The organism is Thermoactinomyces sp. CICC 23799, assembly GCF_016055145.1.
GTDB lineage: Bacteria > Bacillota > Bacilli > Thermoactinomycetales > Thermoactinomycetaceae > Thermoactinomyces > Thermoactinomyces intermedius.
In genome coordinates, this window is sequence record NZ_JAECVV010000001.1 from 304806 (window position 1) to 320800 (window position 15995).

The 15995-nt window shown below is 45.0% G+C and carries 12 protein-coding genes; 10 read left to right on the forward strand and 2 right to left on the reverse strand.

Features of this window, described 5'->3' with window-relative positions; genetic code table 11:
- Positions 1-10: 10 nt before the first annotated feature.
- On the reverse strand, positions 11-919 hold the full coding sequence (locus I8U21_RS01660; protein WP_198053093.1) for a hypothetical protein: 909 nt from the start codon (positions 917-919) through the stop codon (positions 11-13).
- Positions 920-1087: 168 nt separating this feature from the next.
- On the opposite strand from I8U21_RS01660, the gene ccpN reads away from it, so the two are divergent.
- From ccpN to I8U21_RS01695, 7 genes are all read left to right on the forward strand, one after another.
- A complete protein-coding gene (gene ccpN / locus I8U21_RS01665) occupies positions 1088-1717 on the forward strand; it encodes a transcriptional regulator CcpN (protein ID WP_181731217.1) in 630 nt (209 codons plus the stop codon).
- A 29-nt stretch (positions 1718-1746) separates the two neighbouring features.
- A complete protein-coding gene (locus I8U21_RS01670; RefSeq protein WP_181730928.1) occupies positions 1747-2562 on the forward strand; it encodes a pyruvate, water dikinase regulatory protein in 816 nt (271 codons plus the stop codon).
- Positions 2563-2564: 2 nt separating this feature from the next.
- Positions 2565-5210: a pyruvate, phosphate dikinase gene (gene ppdK / locus I8U21_RS01675; protein WP_181730927.1), complete on the forward strand. Its 2646-nt coding sequence runs from the start codon at positions 2565-2567 to the stop codon at positions 5208-5210.
- 369 nt (positions 5211-5579) lie between these two features.
- Positions 5580-7415, forward strand: coding sequence for a DNA primase (gene dnaG, locus I8U21_RS01680; protein WP_232337428.1), 1836 nt, complete (start codon positions 5580-5582; stop codon positions 7413-7415).
- A 56-nt stretch (positions 7416-7471) separates the two neighbouring features.
- Entirely contained in the window at positions 7472-8554 is a 1083-nt protein-coding gene (gene rpoD / locus I8U21_RS01685) for an RNA polymerase sigma factor RpoD (protein ID WP_181731216.1), read from the forward strand.
- 203 nt (positions 8555-8757) lie between these two features.
- The gene (locus I8U21_RS01690) at positions 8758-9897 is read left to right on the forward strand and encodes an acyl-CoA dehydrogenase (RefSeq protein ID WP_181730925.1); all 1140 of its coding nucleotides are present in this window, start codon (positions 8758-8760) and stop codon (positions 9895-9897) included.
- A 16-nt stretch (positions 9898-9913) separates the two neighbouring features.
- Positions 9914-10882, forward strand: coding sequence for an AMP-binding protein (locus tag I8U21_RS01695; RefSeq protein ID WP_181730924.1), 969 nt, complete (start codon positions 9914-9916; stop codon positions 10880-10882).
- 357 nt (positions 10883-11239) lie between these two features.
- Here I8U21_RS01695 and I8U21_RS01700 read toward each other — a convergent pair whose 3' ends face one another.
- The gene (locus I8U21_RS01700; RefSeq protein WP_198053095.1) at positions 11240-12796 is read right to left on the reverse strand and encodes a recombinase family protein; all 1557 of its coding nucleotides are present in this window, start codon (positions 12794-12796) and stop codon (positions 11240-11242) included.
- A 582-nt stretch (positions 12797-13378) separates the two neighbouring features.
- On the opposite strand from I8U21_RS01700, the gene I8U21_RS01705 reads away from it, so the two are divergent.
- The 3 genes from I8U21_RS01705 to I8U21_RS01715 all read left to right on the forward strand — a co-directional run bounded on the left by I8U21_RS01705 (position 13379) and on the right by I8U21_RS01715 (position 15753).
- Entirely contained in the window at positions 13379-13933 is a 555-nt protein-coding gene (locus I8U21_RS01705) for an RNA polymerase sigma factor (protein WP_198053096.1), read from the forward strand.
- A complete protein-coding gene (locus tag I8U21_RS01710; protein WP_198053097.1) occupies positions 13923-15038 on the forward strand; it encodes an anti-sigma factor in 1116 nt (371 codons plus the stop codon). Before I8U21_RS01705 ends, I8U21_RS01710 begins: the two co-directional genes overlap by 11 nt.
- Positions 15039-15483: 445 nt before the next feature.
- Positions 15484-15753 (forward strand): hypothetical protein, encoded by a 270-nt coding sequence (locus tag I8U21_RS01715; RefSeq protein ID WP_198053098.1) that lies wholly within the window; start codon positions 15484-15486, stop codon positions 15751-15753.
- Positions 15754-15995 lie beyond the last annotated feature (242 nt).

Genomic DNA, 15995 nt, shown 5'->3' on the forward strand with positions numbered 1-15995 from the left:
CTTTTTTTGCTCAGCTTTTTTTCAATTGATGGAGGGTTTGGATCATTTCCTCCAAATGTTCCCCCAGAAGAATGACCGGGGTTTCCTCCCGGATCCGCTCGGCAAATTCAATCAATTCCCCGTAAGCAGACGGAGGGAACGGGATGTGATGCGTGGTTTTGGTGTCCCCCCAGCTGTGAGCATAAGAAAGGCGGACCAATCCCACATGGTGTTGGATCTGTTGATAAAAATCCACCCAATTGTTGGTTGCATGGGTGATTTCTTGCTCGGTTGCCCCTGCAAACATACTCCGGGACCGGTGCATGTAGGTGAGCACATTGGACGTGATGCAGGCGTTGGCGGTGTCAAAACAAAGGCGCACACCCGTGTTTTCGGCGATTTCCAGCAAATGGCGGGGGGTTCGCAGAGCCGGGTATAAATCGGCGCGTCCCGGTTCAAAGTAATGTTCTCCCCCCATCGGGGCATTTTCCAAATACAGTTCAAACTCAAGGGGACGGCAGAGTTTTTGAATCTCTTCCAGTTGGGATGCGATGGTTTTCACATATTGATCTTTGAAATCTTGCAGTGCGGAAAAGTCGGCGGGGTGACGATCCAAGTATTCAAAGATGATGCCGAGCGGAACTTTCCGGCCGCTGCAGATAAGGCGGCGTCCTTCTTCATCAGTGGATTGATGCAAAAGATGGAGCCATTTTTCCCAGTCTCCGGGGTTGAATTCCCCCGTTCCAAGCCCTGCGGAAGGCGGCATCCGAAAAGCGACGGGCCGGAGTCCGCCGGTGCTGATCATGTCCCGGAATTGGCCGGGGTCAAAGGGTTTTTCAGGAAGTTGAACTTCAATGTACCGTACATCACGGGCTTTGGCATGATGAAAACAAGAATAATCACACGAACAACTGACTGCAATCGGATGGTTGAATAACATGGTGTGTCCTCCATCATCGGGTTTCAAATCTACTCTTATGTTAACTCAAAAAGCAATAAAAATTACACTGGTAAAAAGAATGAAAAATGTTATATACTAAACATGGGTTTTTGATCAAAAGTATGTCACAATTAATAAAAGCAAGGCTTTCACGGGAGGTGTGAAAAAATCGAGCTCACAAAGCGTCAAGAGAAAATCCTGGAGATTGTCAAGGAAGAGGGTCCGATTACAGGAGAACATATCGCCGACAAACTTCACTTAACCAGAGCCACATTGCGGCCCGATCTGGCCATCTTGACCATGGCCGGTTTTCTTGAAGCCAGACCGCGTGTCGGCTATTTTTACTCGGGAAAGACCGCGAACCAACTGATGGGGGAACATATCCGCCATTTGCAGGTGAAAGATTACAAATCCCGCCCGGTGGTCGTACAGGAACACACATCGGTTTATGACGGGATTTGTACCATGTTTTTGGAAGATGTCGGTTCGCTCTACGTAATAAAAAAAGAAGGCAATCTGGTCGGTGTTGTGTCACGGAAAGACTTATTGCAGGCGGCGATGGGAAAGCAAGATTTGCAATCGATGCCCATCGGGGTCGTGATGACCCGGATGCCGAATATCGTCACTTGCAAGCCGGAAGATACCCTTTACTATGCGGCGAAACAGATGATGCGCCATGAAGTGGATTCTTTGCCGGTGGTTCGCCCGATCGACGGGGATGAACAGCAACTGGAAGTGATCGGCCGGATCAGCAAGACGACGCTGGTCAAAGTTTTCGTTGAGCTTGGACAACCTTGAAGAAATTAAGGGAGGGAGTATGACCTTATATGTCAGAAAAACAACGAGTCGTATATGTCGTTTCCGATTCCGTGGGAGAGACAGCAGAACTGGTGGTCAAAGCTGCTTCCAGCCAGTTTAACGGGGGAGAAATCGAAATCCGCCGCATCCCTTATGTGAACGATGCGGATACCGTCATGGAGACGGTACAAGCCGCCAAAGAGGAAAATGCGCTGATTGCTTTTACTTTGGTGGTTCCGGAATTGCAAAAGCTCCTGATTGAAGAGGCCGGACGCAAAAAAGTCCCTTATGTGGATATCATGGGGCCGATGATTCAAGGCATGTCTGAGCTGTTTCAGCATGAACCCAAATACAAGCCGGGGCTGATCCATCAGTTGGACGAAGATTATTTCCGCAAAGTGGAAGCGATCGAATTTGCCGTGAAATATGATGACGGCAAAGATCCGCGGGGCCTGTTGAAAGCCGATGTCATTTTGGTGGGGGTTTCCCGGACCTCGAAAACACCGCTGTCCATGTATTTGGCCCACAAGCGCTTTAAAGTGGCCAACGTCCCGCTCGTTCCGGAAGTGGAACCGCCGGAAGAACTGCTGCAAGTTCCCTCACATCGCATTATCGGCCTGACCATTGATCCGGAACAATTGAATCACATCCGGACGGAAAGGCTGAAAGCATTGGGGCTGGCTTCCGGTGCCAACTATGCGAGCATGGAGCGGATCCTGGAGGAGCTGGATTATGCAGAACGGGTGATTCGCCGCCTGGGATGCCCGGTGATTAACGTATCCAACAAAGCCGTGGAAGAAACAGCAAATCTCATTCTGGACATCATTCAAAAAGGAGGACAATAGCCGTGGGTTTGAAACAGGTCTATCGGTTTCACGAAGGAAACAGGGACATGAAAGATTTGTTGGGGGGAAAAGGGGCGAATCTGGCCGACATGACCCGAGTCGGTCTGCCCGTTCCGCCTGGATTTACCATTACCACCGAAGCGTGCAATGACTTTTTGAAAAGCGGGGAAGGGTTAAAAGAAGAATTAATGGAACAGGTGAAAGAAGCGATAGCCGGTCTGGAACAAGAAACCGGCAAAAAATTGGGCCACCCCAAGCGCCCGTTGCTGGTCTCGGTCCGTTCTGGCGCCAAATTTTCCATGCCGGGCATGATGGATACGATTTTGAATCTGGGGCTCAATGACCAAACGGCAGCCGGCCTGGCCGAACAAACCGGCAATCCCCGCTTTGCCTATGATTGTTACCGCCGGTTTATCCAAATGTTCGGGGATGTCGTGTTGGGCGTGGATCATTACAAATTTGAACAAGTCATCCAAAAGGTGAAAGAGAAAAAAGGGGTTGAACTGGATACCGGATTGGATGCAGAGGATTGGCAGGAAGTGATTCGCGCGTTTAAAGAATTGATTTGGAAGGAAACCAAACATCCTTTCCCCCAGGAGCCGATGGAGCAATTGAAACAAGCCATTGTGGCCGTGTTTTCTTCATGGAATAACAACCGGGCCAAAATTTACCGGAAAATGAACGGAATTCCGGATGATTTGGGAACGGCCGTCAATGTGCAAACCATGGTCTTCGGGAACACGGGGAATGAATCAGGGACGGGGGTTTGCTTCACCCGAAACCCTTCCAGCGGGGAGAAAGAGTTATACGGAGAGTTTTTGTTTAACGCGCAAGGGGAAGATGTGGTGGCCGGCATTCGCACTCCCAAACCGATCGCTGATCTGGAAAAAGAGATGCCGGATGTTTATGAGCAGTTGGTCCGCATCTGCAACCAATTGGAAAGCGCTTACCGGGATATGCAGGATATTGAGTTTACGATTGAAAATAGAAAATTATACATTCTGCAAACGAGATCCGGCAAAAGAACCTCGCAAGCCGCGGTGAAAATTGCCGTTCAGATGGCCGGGGAAGGAATCATCTCGCGCGAAGAGGCCCTGATGCGGGTCGAACCGGAACAATTGGAACAGATGTTACACCGCCGGATCGACCACAATGCCAAGTTGACTGCATGGGCCAAAGGATTGCCCGCATCACCCGGAGCGGCTTCCGGACAAATTGTTTTTGACGCGGACACGGCGGAAGCCTGGGCCAAAGAGGGCAAACGGGTGTTGTTGGTCCGGCCGGAAACGACGCCGGAAGATATTCACGGTGTTTTGGCGGCACAAGGGATTTTAACAAGCCGCGGCGGGATGACAAGCCATGCTGCCGTGGTCGCCAGGGGAATGGGAAAAGCCTGCGTATGCGGATGTGAACAGTTGAAAATCGATCTGCGTCAAAAAACGGTGACCGTGGAGGATGTGACCCTCCGGGAAGGGGATGTTTTGTCCATCGACGGAGGAACCGGGCAAGTGTTTATCGGCGAAGTTCCGATGAAGGATCCCGAATTGACTCCCGAGTTCCGGGAATTGCTGAAATGGGCGGATGAAATCAGAAGGCTGAAGGTGCGCACCAATGCCGATAATCCGGAAGATGCGGAAAAAGCACGGGAACTGGGGGCGGAAGGAATCGGATTGTGCCGCACGGAGCATATGTTTATGGATCCCAAACGGATTCCGATCGTGCAACGGATGATTCTGGCCGATGACCAGGAAGAAAGACAACAGGCCCTCGATGAACTTTTGCCCATGCAGAAAGAAGACTTCAAAGGAATTTTCCGGGCGATGGACGGATTACCGGTCAACATCCGGTTGCTGGACCCTCCGCTGCATGAGTTCCTGCCGAATATGGAGGACTTGTTGGTGGAAATCACCAAAATGCAAGTGGCCGGACAGGAAGGCACCGAAGCGTATCGCCAAAAAGAACATTTGCTGAAAAAAGTGCGTTCCCTCCATGAGTTTAACCCGATGCTTGGGCACCGGGGATGCCGACTGGGGATCATTCATCCTGAAATTTACCGCATGCAGGCGGAAGCGATCTTCCAAGCGGCAGTGGAATCCGTCAAAGAAGGCATCCGGGTACAGCCGGAAATCATGATCCCGCTGGTGGGGCATGTGGAGGAATTGAAGCGGATGCGTGCCTTGGTTGAACAAGTGGCGGAAGAAGTCATGGCGGATGAAAATGTAAGCGTTTCATATCAGGTGGGGACCATGATCGAGATTCCGAGAGCTGCCTTGACGGCAGACCAAATTGCGGAAGAAGCCGATTTCTTCTCGTTCGGAACCAATGATTTGACCCAGACGACGTTTGGTTACAGCCGGGACGATGCGGAAGGCAAATTCTTGCATACCTATGTGGATCAGAAAATCCTGCCGGATAACCCGTTCATTCGCCTTGACATAGAAGGTGTCGGGCAGCTGGTTCGCATCGGGACGGAAAAAGGAAGAAAAACAAAACCTGCCTTAAAGACCGGCATTTGCGGGGAGCACGGCGGAGAAAAAGAATCCATCCGGTTTTGCCATGAAGTCGGGATGAATTATGTCAGCTGTTCAGTCTTCCGGGTTCCGTTGGCCAGGCTTGCCGCCGCACAAGCCGTTCTTTTGGAGAAATAAGCTTGCAAGAATATGAAAGTAGTACTAGAATAAATTTATTTAAAAAAAATACCCACACGTTGGGTATTTTTTCTTTAAAAAGATTTCTTTACAAAATTATAATAAAATGCAATGATATGATGATGAATTCATTCCCCTGGTTTTTTATCCTCCTGATTTTTAAAAGAAGGCACGTAGAAGGAGAAGCGATTTTTAATGTAGAATAAGGGGATAGGGAAAGGTCACAGCACTATTTGCAGATATTGCCATTTTATAAAAAGAGGATTGAAGGAGGAGTTTGCCGAATGTTGGCGAATAGTTAACATTCGTGCAGGGGAATCAATCCATCCATACCTTTTATTAGGAATTCTTTAGAAAGCAGTGATGGATATGAAAGGAAGGATTCCTGATGAAGTCATTGACCAAGTCAGAAAAGAGTATGATATTGTCGATGTGATTGAACAGACCGTTTCCCTGAAAAAAAGCGGTAAGAATTATTTTGGATTGTGCCCTTTTCATTCAGAGAAAACTCCTTCCTTTTCAGTCGCGCCTGATAAACAGATTTTTTATTGTTTCGGTTGCGGCAAAGGCGGAGATGTGATCAAATTTGTCATGGAGCTGGAGCAATACACGTTTGTCGAAGCCGTGACGCATTTGGCTGAACAAGCCGGTATTCCGGTTCCCAAGCCGGTGGCGGAAGATCTTTCCGATGAAGAGGAACAAATGCGCCGGCAAATGAGAAAAGCTCTCGATCTGGCTGCAAAGTTGTATCATTATGTGCTTCTTTCCACAAAGTATGGCCGCATTGCCAGAGAATATCTCAAGCAACGGGAAATTCAGCCGGAGGCTGTCAAAGAGTTTCAACTTGGTTATGCACCTTCATCTTTTCAATTTCTGCTGTCATTCCTTAAAAAAAGAGGGTTTTCCGAAGAGATCCTCGAAAAAGTTGGATTAATCACATCGCGTGAACAAGGATACACTAAAAAATATTATGACCGTTTTCGACATCGCCTGATGTTTCCGATTCATGACGCCCAGGGAAAAGTGATCGGCTTTGGCGGGCGGGCATTGGGAGACGGACAACCGAAATATTTAAACAGTCCTGATACAATCTTATTTCATAAACGGAATCATTTATATAATCTTCATCGTGCACGTTCTCACATACGTAAACATTCCAAAGCCGTTCTGTTTGAAGGATACATGGATGTGATCTCTGCCTGGCAGGCAGGGGTTCTAAATGGTGTTGCGACGTTGGGAACGGCTCTGAGCGAAACCCAAGCACGAATCCTGAAGAGAAATTCAGATCATGTCATTTTGAGTTACGATTCCGATGAAGCCGGTCAGAATGCGGCTTTCAGAGGAATCGAGCTGTTAAAAAATGAAGGATGCACGGTCAAAGTCGCGCAAATGCCCGTGGGATTGGATCCGGACGAATACATCCGGCGGTTCGGGAAAACGGCGTTTAAAGAAGAGATTTTGGCGGCGGCCATGCCATTAACGGCATTTAAATTGGAAATCCTAAAGAAAAAATATGATTTGCAGGATGAAGACGAACGCATGAAATATTTGGCCGAAGCGGTCGGTGTCATTGCCGGGTTGCCTCAAGCCATTGAACAGGATCACTATCTTCGCCGGTTGGCCGGAGAGTTTCATCTTTCATTGGATGCCCTGAAAGATGAACTGCGGAAAGCAAAGCGGATAAAGCAGAAAAGCAAAAGGGATAAAGATGGCTCCAAGTGGAATAATGGGTATCAGGAGATTGGCAAACATTTGATCGGAGGTGCCCAACCCCGGTCGATTGCCGAGAAATCGGAGATGTACCTGATTGCCCATATGATGAGAAGCAGATCAGTGACGGAATGGGTAAAAACCCATTTGGGAGCTGATTTCAATACAGAAATTTATGCCGTCTTGGCAGCTTATCTTTATTCTTACTATGACCGGGACAGTCCGGAAGATCCCGGGGCCTTTATCCGTACCTTGACCGATCCCGAACTGGAATCAGTGGCGGCAAAACTTGCTTTCATGGAGTTGCCCGATGAGATTTCGGAAAAGGAATTGAGGGATTGTGTTCACCATATACGAGATGTTCCTCTCCTGAAACAGATTGAAGAAAAGGAGAGACAGATTGAACAACTATCGCGTGCTGATGAACCCGTCAAAGCCGCAAAGTTGTTAAAGGAAGTTACGCAGTTGCGTAATCAGTTGCATATGCGGATTTAGGAAACGAGTTCATCAGAAAGGAGGAGGAAAGGAACTTGGCGAACAAACAAAATGAAATGGAACTAACTTTGGATCAAGCCAAAGAACAATTGGTGGAAAAAGGCAAAAAGCAGGGTGTTTTATCTTATAAAACGATCATGGAAAAAATGTCTCCTTTCGACCAAAGTTCCCAACAAATGGATGAGTTTTTTGAACACCTGCACGATCAGGGAATCGAAGTGGTCAATGAAGAAGACGACGCTGATTTTGATGAAACCGAGGTTGATGACGAAGAGTTTGTGGATGATGATTTAAATGTTCCGCCGGGAGTCAAAATCAATGACCCTGTCCGGATGTACCTAAAAGAGATTGGCCGTGTTCCTTTGCTGACTGCGGAAGAAGAAGTCGAATTGGCGAAACGGATTGAACAGGGGGATGAGGAAGCCAAACAGCGGCTGGCTGAAGCTAACTTGCGCCTGGTGGTGAGTATCGCCAAGCGGTATGTCGGACGGGGAATGTTGTTTTTGGACTTGATTCAGGAAGGAAACATGGGGCTGATCAAAGCCGTTGAAAAATTTGATTTCCGTAAAGGATTTAAATTCAGCACGTACGCAACCTGGTGGATCCGGCAAGCCATCACCCGCGCCATTGCCGATCAGGCCCGCACCATCCGGATCCCGGTTCATATGGTGGAAACCATTAATAAATTGATTCGCGTGTCCCGTCAATTGTTGCAAGAACTCGGCCGGGAGCCGACACCGGAAGAAATTGCCGAAGAAATGGGGTTGAGCCCTGAAAAAGTACGGGAAATCATGAAAATTGCCCAAGAGCCGGTTTCATTGGAAACGCCGATCGGAGAAGAAGATGATTCCCATCTGGGCGATTTCATTCCGGATGACGATGCACAAGCACCAGCGGATGCCGCGGCTTATGAGTTGTTGAAAGAACAGTTGAAAGATGTGTTGGATACCTTGTCGGAACGGGAAGAAAATGTTTTGCGTTTACGTTTTGGATTGGATGATGGACGCACCCGCACGTTGGAAGAAGTCGGGAAAGTCTTTGGCGTGACTCGGGAACGGATTCGCCAGATTGAAGCCAAAGCTCTTCGCAAATTGCGTCATCCAAGCCGCAGCAAACGTTTAAAAGATTTCCTCGAATAAATTTGATGGTTTGACGCACCCAACCGGGTGCGTTTCTTTTTTGTTGATTCAATTTTATCCCTTTTCAACCCTCATTGCAAATAAGTTTCGGACAATTTTGGGCCGGTTTGGGGCGAATAACCGAAAATGATTGAATAAATAGAATAAAAAAATTTATAATAAAAATGAAAACGCTGTCATTCGGACCGAAGGAGTGGGGAAACATGAACTACGAATTGACATCCGAGCAACAAATGATCCGATCTTTGATGCGTGACTTTGCCGAAGGAGAAGTGGCGCCGGGAGCGGATGAAAGGGATCGAAGCAAGCGCTTTCCCAAGGATATTTTTCAGAAAATGTCCAATCTTAAATTAATGGGGTTGCCTTTTCCGGAAGAATACGGGGGAGCGGGTGCGGACACGATCAGCTTTGCCATTGCTGTGGAGGAATTGAGCCGGGTTTGTGCTTCCACCGGAATCACTTATTCTGCTCACATCTCATTGGGATGTGCTCCGCTCTATCTCTTTGGAACCAAAGAGCAAAAAGAGAAATATCTGGTTCCGTTGTGTGAAGGAAAGACCCTGGGAGCTTTTGGACTCACTGAACCCAATGCCGGTTCCGATGCCGGAGGAACCAAAACCCGCGCCGTCAAAAAAGGGGACGAGTGGGTCATCAGCGGCAGCAAATGTTTCATCACCAATGCCAGTTATGCAAAGTATCTGGCCTTGACCGCCGTGACCGGTCAATCCGGGGACCGCAAAGAAATCACTGCGTTTATCGTTCCGACGGATGCTCCCGGGTTTCAAGTGCTTGATCATTATGAGAAGTTGGGGTTACACAGTTCCAATACCACCGAATTGGTTTTGGAGGATGTGCATGTTCCGGAAGAAAACATTCTGGGGGAAAGGGGACAGGGGTTTAAACAGTTTTTGATCACTTTGGACGGGGGCCGCATCGGAATCGGGGCCATGGCGGTCGGTATCGCGCAAGGGGCCTATGAATTGGCTTTGAAGTATGCGAAAGAACGGAAACAATTTGGCCAATCCCTGTCCAAGTTTCAGGCGATTCAACATAAATTGGCGGATATGCACATGAAAATTGAATTGGCCCGGACTTATGTATATAAAGCTGCCTGGTTGAAGGATCAGGGAAAACGGTTTACCAAGGAAGCTTCCATCTGCAAATTGTTTGCTTCGGAAGTGGCCATGGAAGTCGCCAATCAAGCGGTGCAAATTCACGGCGGCTGGGGATATATGCACGATTATAAAGTGGAGCGGTATTTCCGCGATGCCAAATTGACCGAGATCGGGGAAGGAACCTCGGAGATTCAGCGCAATATCATTGCACGTGAAATCGGCTGTTGAAAAGGGAGGTCATATCTTGGCGGAACTGGTTCATTACACGCTGGGGGATTTGCTGGACGAACAAGTGAAGCTGCACGGGAAAAAAGAAGCGGTGATTTATCCGGAAAAAGGCATTCGCTGGACTTATGAGGACTTTCAGGAAAAGGTGATGGAAGCCGCCAAAGGATTGATCAAGCTGGGGCTGGGCAAAGGACACCACCTGGCCATCTGGGCTTTAAACCAACCGGAATGGTTGATTTCCCAATTTGCCACCGGCATGACTGGGGTGGTTTTGATTACGGTCAACACCAATTACCGCGTGCGCGAACTGGAATATCTGCTGAAGCAATCGGACACGGAGACGCTGATTTTGGAAAGGGAAGTAAAAGGCATATCCTATGTTGATATGCTTTATGAAATATGCCCGGAGTTAAAAGATTGCCCGCCCGGCCGTTTAAAATCCAAAAGATTGCCTAAATTAAAAAATGTCATACTGCTCGATGACAAACCGGCTCCCGGGATGTTTTGCTGGAAGGACCTTGTTGAAATGGGGCGGGAGGTCCGGGAAGAGGAAGTCAAAGCCCGGCAGGCATCTTTGCATCCGGATGATGTGATCAACATGCAGTACACGTCCGGCACCACCGGATTTCCGAAAGGCGTGATGCTGTCTCACCACAATATCATCAACAACGGGCGCAATATCGCAGAGTGCATGAAATTGACGGAGAAAGACCGCCTTTGTATTCCGGTGCCTTTTTTTCATTGCTTCGGGTGCGTCTTGGGCACCCTTGCCGGTTTCAGTGTCGGGGCGGCCTTGGTTCCCTTGATCACCTTTGATGCCGGAAAAGTGCTGGAGATCGTGGAAAAGGAAAAGTGTACAGGCCTGCACGGTGTGCCTACCATGTTTATTACCGAACTGAATCACCCGTCCTTCCGAAAGAAAAAGTACCCCCATTTGCGGACGGGGATTATGGCCGGGACGAAGTATACCTTAACTGTCCACTAGAGGCACTCTGAAAAAATGAAAAGCGGGTTTTAAAGCGTTTTTTGTAATTTGTCAAGTACTTTCCGATAAAAAATCAGCGGAAATTTTTGGGCTATATAAATCCGCTTAGTCAATATAGTCAACATAGAAATTTTCGATGTGTTAAGCGGATTATAGCATATAAAAAATACCTTAGTCAACTAAGTTAACGATGTCGACTGTGAACATTATGTGGACTTCCCACTTAATATAACCTCCCTTTTATACCCTTTCGCCCAACTTATAGGTGGCGGAAGGGTCTTAAATTAGACATAAGAATAAAAGTTCTAATATTCTGAATTTTATCCAGGAGTACCCGCGGGAAAGAACGGGTACTTGTCAGCGTGAGAACTTGTACTTAATTCTCAAATGACCGTCTTTATAATCAATCCTTTCGATGAATTTTGAGAGGATGACACGTAATCTGCCTAGGTTGTTAATGTCTAGTTCCATGAACTCCTCTATATCCTTCATGAGCAGTTTCTTTTGCGACTCATGCCCTTCCACAAGGAGCTTTTCCCTTTCTAATTCCCCCCGCTCAATCACTAATTTTTCCAACTCACCCTTTAACCGTTTAAGTAAGTAATTGTACTGCTCAGGCATCATACTTTCTTTTTCAAAGTACAACTCCGCTGTCTTTTCATTAATCTTGTTGATTTTCTGGTCAACTTCCCTTATCTTTTGCTTCAAATCATCCTTTTTCATACCATTTGTAGACAGATGGCTAAAAATGTCTCCTTTCTTCAGTGCTTGTTTTAAGCGTCTACGTAATAGTGTAACCACGTATTCCTCTATTCGCTCGGCACGTATGGAAGGGGCAGAGCAGGTAACATAAGGCTGGTCTTTAAATTGGGGAGTATTACAGCACACATAATACCGAGCTACTGATTTTTTAGATACTCGGGTGTATTGCCTTCTGTGGTGGTAAAAAATTCCTCCGCATTCTCCACAGAACAGAATCCCAGATAGGGGATATTGCCCTGGCTTTCCGCCGGGCTTCACCCAACTTGTACCATGCCTTGATTTCATGAGTCTTTGTGCTTCTTGAAATATTTCCTTCTCCACAATCGGCTCATGGGCATTTTCACAGACAATCCATTCTTTTTCTTCCTTGTCCGTATAGACAATTCTTTTTCTGCCTCTTTCCGAGTCAGTATAATCCTTTATTCTTGTTTGCCGCCGCTTGTTATAAACTACTCTTCCTAAGTAAGTCTCATTGGTGAGAACCTGTTTAACGCTGTTTTTACGCCATATACTTCCGAATTTTGTTCGAATACCCAACTCGTTTAACCTTTGGGCAATCTTTGCCATCCCCATTCCTTCGTTAACATACCAATGAAACATTTTCCTGACATATTTTGCTTCCTCCTCGAAAACTTGGAGGCGTGCGTCTTCGTTAACCTTATACCCAAATGGAGGACGCCCATTCCACTTACCCGTCTTTGCGGCTTCCTTCTTTCCGAGAAGTACCCGGATAGCTATTTTCTCCGCTTCATACTCCGCAACCGCAGAGTGGATAGTGAATGCAAAACTGCTGTCCTGTCTAGACGAATCATAATTTTCCTCATATGAAATAACACGTAGACCTTTATACTTAAGCCGTTCTAGCGTTTCCAAAGCTTCCTGTGTATTTCTCGCAAGTCGTGATATCCCCTTGAACAAGACGACATTAAACTTACCTCTCTCAGCATCTTGTAGTAATCGCTTCATGGCTGGTCTTGCCCATATATCAAGGCTATATGCCGAGAATCCGGTGTCTTCATAAATACAATCATCCGGAACCTCGCCCAACCCACGAACTTTTGCGTATTCACGAAGCAATGAAACTTGGTGTGTCACTGATTCTGCTTGTCTGTCTGTTGAAACCCTTGCGTAAATGGCACATTTGTTCTTCAACTTAACCACTCCTTAGTTAATATCGGTCCTATAGTTAACATCGGACCTATTTTATGAACAAAGCCGAGAGTGGTCAATTTAGTTGAGGGATTCACTTGTCACTTATTCTCCTTCTTCACTTGCACGACTTCTTTTCCATATTTTTGATTTAAGAATATAGCGAATGTTTCGGCGATTAAGGAGGTTGCGTCTTCTTTTCCGAATTCCTCGGAACAGGTGAACACTTTATTTTGTTGCATGGTTTCTCCTAACCCCTTTGTATAAATGTTGAATTTCTTGATTTCTCACTGTCTTCATCTTAGAATACGAATATACGTTCTGTTTGGATTACTACTTTTTTAAATTTTTTTCTCATCAGGTGAATTGCTTGTTTCTATAAAAGACTACGCACGAGTTTTTGATATGGATTACAACTTTTTTATTTTTTATTGTGTCTTTCCGTATCTATTTATTACTACGTAGAAGTATTTATTTTGGATTAGTATTTTTTCATGTTTTTCGGATGTGTTTAAATCGATTTGTATATTAGTTATACTGAGAAATGGTTTTCTACTTCTAATATAGGAAAACGAGGGAATAGGTATGTCCTATAAAGATGAAAATAGACTAATAAAGGAAATTCAAGAGAAAAACTTAAATGCTTTGGATGAGTTGTATAGGGTATTCGGGAGGTTGGTTTTCTCGTATGCCCTGAAACTCCTAAATGGTGATAGATACAGCGCTGAAGAGATTACGCAAGACGTTTTTATGAAAATATGGAAAAAAGCGCATCTGTTCGACCAGAGTAAAAAGCTTTCGACCTGGCTTCTTACTATCACCAAAAACACAACAATTGACTATATGAGGAAATCTAGCAAATTTACTAAAGTAGATATAGATAAGCTTGCCGAAATAAGGGAATCTGAAGTAGACTTAGATGTGGCAGTTATGACAAACCAGCTTAAAGAAGAAATAAAAAAATTGCCGCCAGACCAGAGAAAAGTAATTGAATTGATGTACATACAAGGTCATACTCAAAAGGAAATTGCTGAGTTATTAAACATTCCTTTGGGCACGGTGAAAAGCAGAGTAAAGCTGGGAATTAATAGGCTGAGGAGGCAGATGCAAAAATGGGAGGTTCAAGGGCATGCAAAGTAAAAAAGAATACGGGTTTGAGGAGTTAGCGTTGAGCCTCGAATTGGGGATTGACATAGAAGAGCCTCCCGCTTCACTGCGGGAGAAGATTTTGGATAATGCACGTTCAGAGGCAGAAAATGAAGAGAAGCAGGAGGGGCAAAATAAACCAAAGCTGGACAAGTATAAAATTTATTTAGCCTCAGCAATTGCCGCATGTATTTTGTTCCTTAGTTCAACTTTAATTGTTTTATCGCAGAATAAGCAACTTAAAAATGAATTAGCAAATGCCAGAGCAACGATAGAAAATCAATCACAATACGCAAGCATTAGCGAACTCGAGAAAGCTTTTGGGACTCCTGTCAAGAAATTGAAGTTAACATCATCGGTTTCGGGTGCATATGGAGAAGCTTATATCACACCGAACCGAGTTATTTTAAGTATTGAGGATTTGCAGAAAAAATCACCAGATTCAGTGTTACAGGTTTGGTTAGAAACACCTAGTGAGAAAAAGATGTTAGGAACTATCACGCCATTAAAAAACGGGAAGGCATCGTTTGCCGCTTCTATTGACATAGAACCGATTGAAATTAAAAGCATATTCATTACTGAAGCTGAAAAGGAAACTACGAAGCCTTCACCGACAAAGATTATAGAATCCACTGAAGAGCAAGCGCAAACAATGGTTGCTGAGGAGCACCTAAATAATAATTCGAAAGACGAGGAGAATTTAACGAACAATAGTTCTAAACAAGTTGCGGACGATACAGAAAAAGAGAAAGAAAAAGGCTCAAATAACAGTGACGAGAAAATCAAAAAGGATGAAATTGAACAAGAAAATAATAATAGACAAAACAACATAGAACAATATAAAGAGCCTGAAGACAGTCCTATTAAAGATAAACCGCAACCTCCAATTAAAGCGCCGGGGAGCCAAGAGGGTTGGTTAGCATCTCTGACCTATAAAATCCAAAGCACATTTAATTTCTTATTTGGGGGATTCCTAGATAAGGGAGATGACACAGAAGAAAAGAAAAACGAGGATATAAATAATCACGGAGAAGAGAAAAAAGATAAAGCAAAAGAGGATGGAAATGAAGATGTAGAAACTAATGAAAAACAACAATAAAAATCCACAGAAAATAAAGTGGAATGATAATGCTTTTCATGAGTTGTTTTTGTGGTTACCTCCTGTAAGATTATGGGTAAATTAGTACAATTTCATGACACTTTATTAAGCAGATAAAATAAATTTAGCTCACGGAAACATTTTGCCGTGAGCTTTTTTATTTATGTTTTTAGATATTATTTATTTTTTTATTATCGTCTAGGTTAAGTTATAACTTAACCTAGACGAAAAACTAGAATTACGAAGTAATTCTAGTTTTATATATTATATATTTTTATAAATTATTATAATATATTATTATATAAATAAATTATATATATTTTACTCAGCGGATTCAAAAAGTCAAGGGGCAAAAAAATTTATTTTATTTATTTTCAGTGTCTAATTCCGTGCCTCCTCAGCCCACTATAGTTAGGTGAAATAGGGGTAAGAGGAGGCTAAAACGATGAGTAGAAAAACCATCAAAAAATCAGTATTGGCAAGGGTTAGAAAAGACATAACAGACAATTGCGCAAACTGCATTGGGAGGAACAAATGTTGTTTCCACGAGGTTTGTAAGTATTTTTTGGACAATCCTGAACAATGCGCTTATTACGAGGGATGGGTGCTTCCAGCTAACCCAGAACTCGAAAATGCTTATAAAGCTGAATTTGGTACACTACCGAAGAAAGCCAAGAAAAAGAATCCCAACAAAATCAAAATCTTAATCTATTAGGAGTGGTGCTTATGTTCGGATTCGGAGGGTCTTCTAAAACTGTTCGTTGTGCTGTGTGTGGTACTACCGGAGAAGTGAATGAAGACACGTCGACCAACGGAGAATACCCAGATTTAAATGGTTGGTGTGAAGTCGACGGAAGTATTCGTTGCAGTTCTTGGTCCTGTCAAGAAAGCGACGGTGGCGGACGAGTCGGGACGTTCTTCTGGGCATAAAAAATTTTTTCGGGTATGTCTACTACG

Bases quoted from the DNA above. Each gene is read 5' to 3' on its own strand.
- I8U21_RS01660 (WP_198053093.1), bottom strand. From the start codon at position 919: ATGTTATTCAACCATCCGATTGCAGTCAGTTGTTCGTGTGATTATTCT.
- I8U21_RS01670 (WP_181730928.1), top strand. From the start codon at position 1,747: ATGTCAGAAAAACAACGAGTCGTATATGTCGTTTCCGATTCCGTGGGA.
- dnaG (WP_232337428.1), top strand. From the start codon at position 5,580: ATGAAAGGAAGGATTCCTGATGAAGTCATTGACCAAGTCAGAAAAGAG.
- rpoD (WP_181731216.1), top strand. From the start codon at position 7,472: ATGGAACTAACTTTGGATCAAGCCAAAGAACAATTGGTGGAAAAAGGC.
- I8U21_RS01690 (WP_181730925.1), top strand. From the start codon at position 8,758: ATGAACTACGAATTGACATCCGAGCAACAAATGATCCGATCTTTGATG.
- I8U21_RS01705 (WP_198053096.1), top strand. From the start codon at position 13,379: ATGTCCTATAAAGATGAAAATAGACTAATAAAGGAAATTCAAGAGAAA.
- I8U21_RS01710 (WP_198053097.1), top strand. From the start codon at position 13,923: ATGCAAAGTAAAAAAGAATACGGGTTTGAGGAGTTAGCGTTGAGCCTC.
- I8U21_RS01715 (WP_198053098.1), top strand. From the start codon at position 15,484: ATGAGTAGAAAAACCATCAAAAAATCAGTATTGGCAAGGGTTAGAAAA.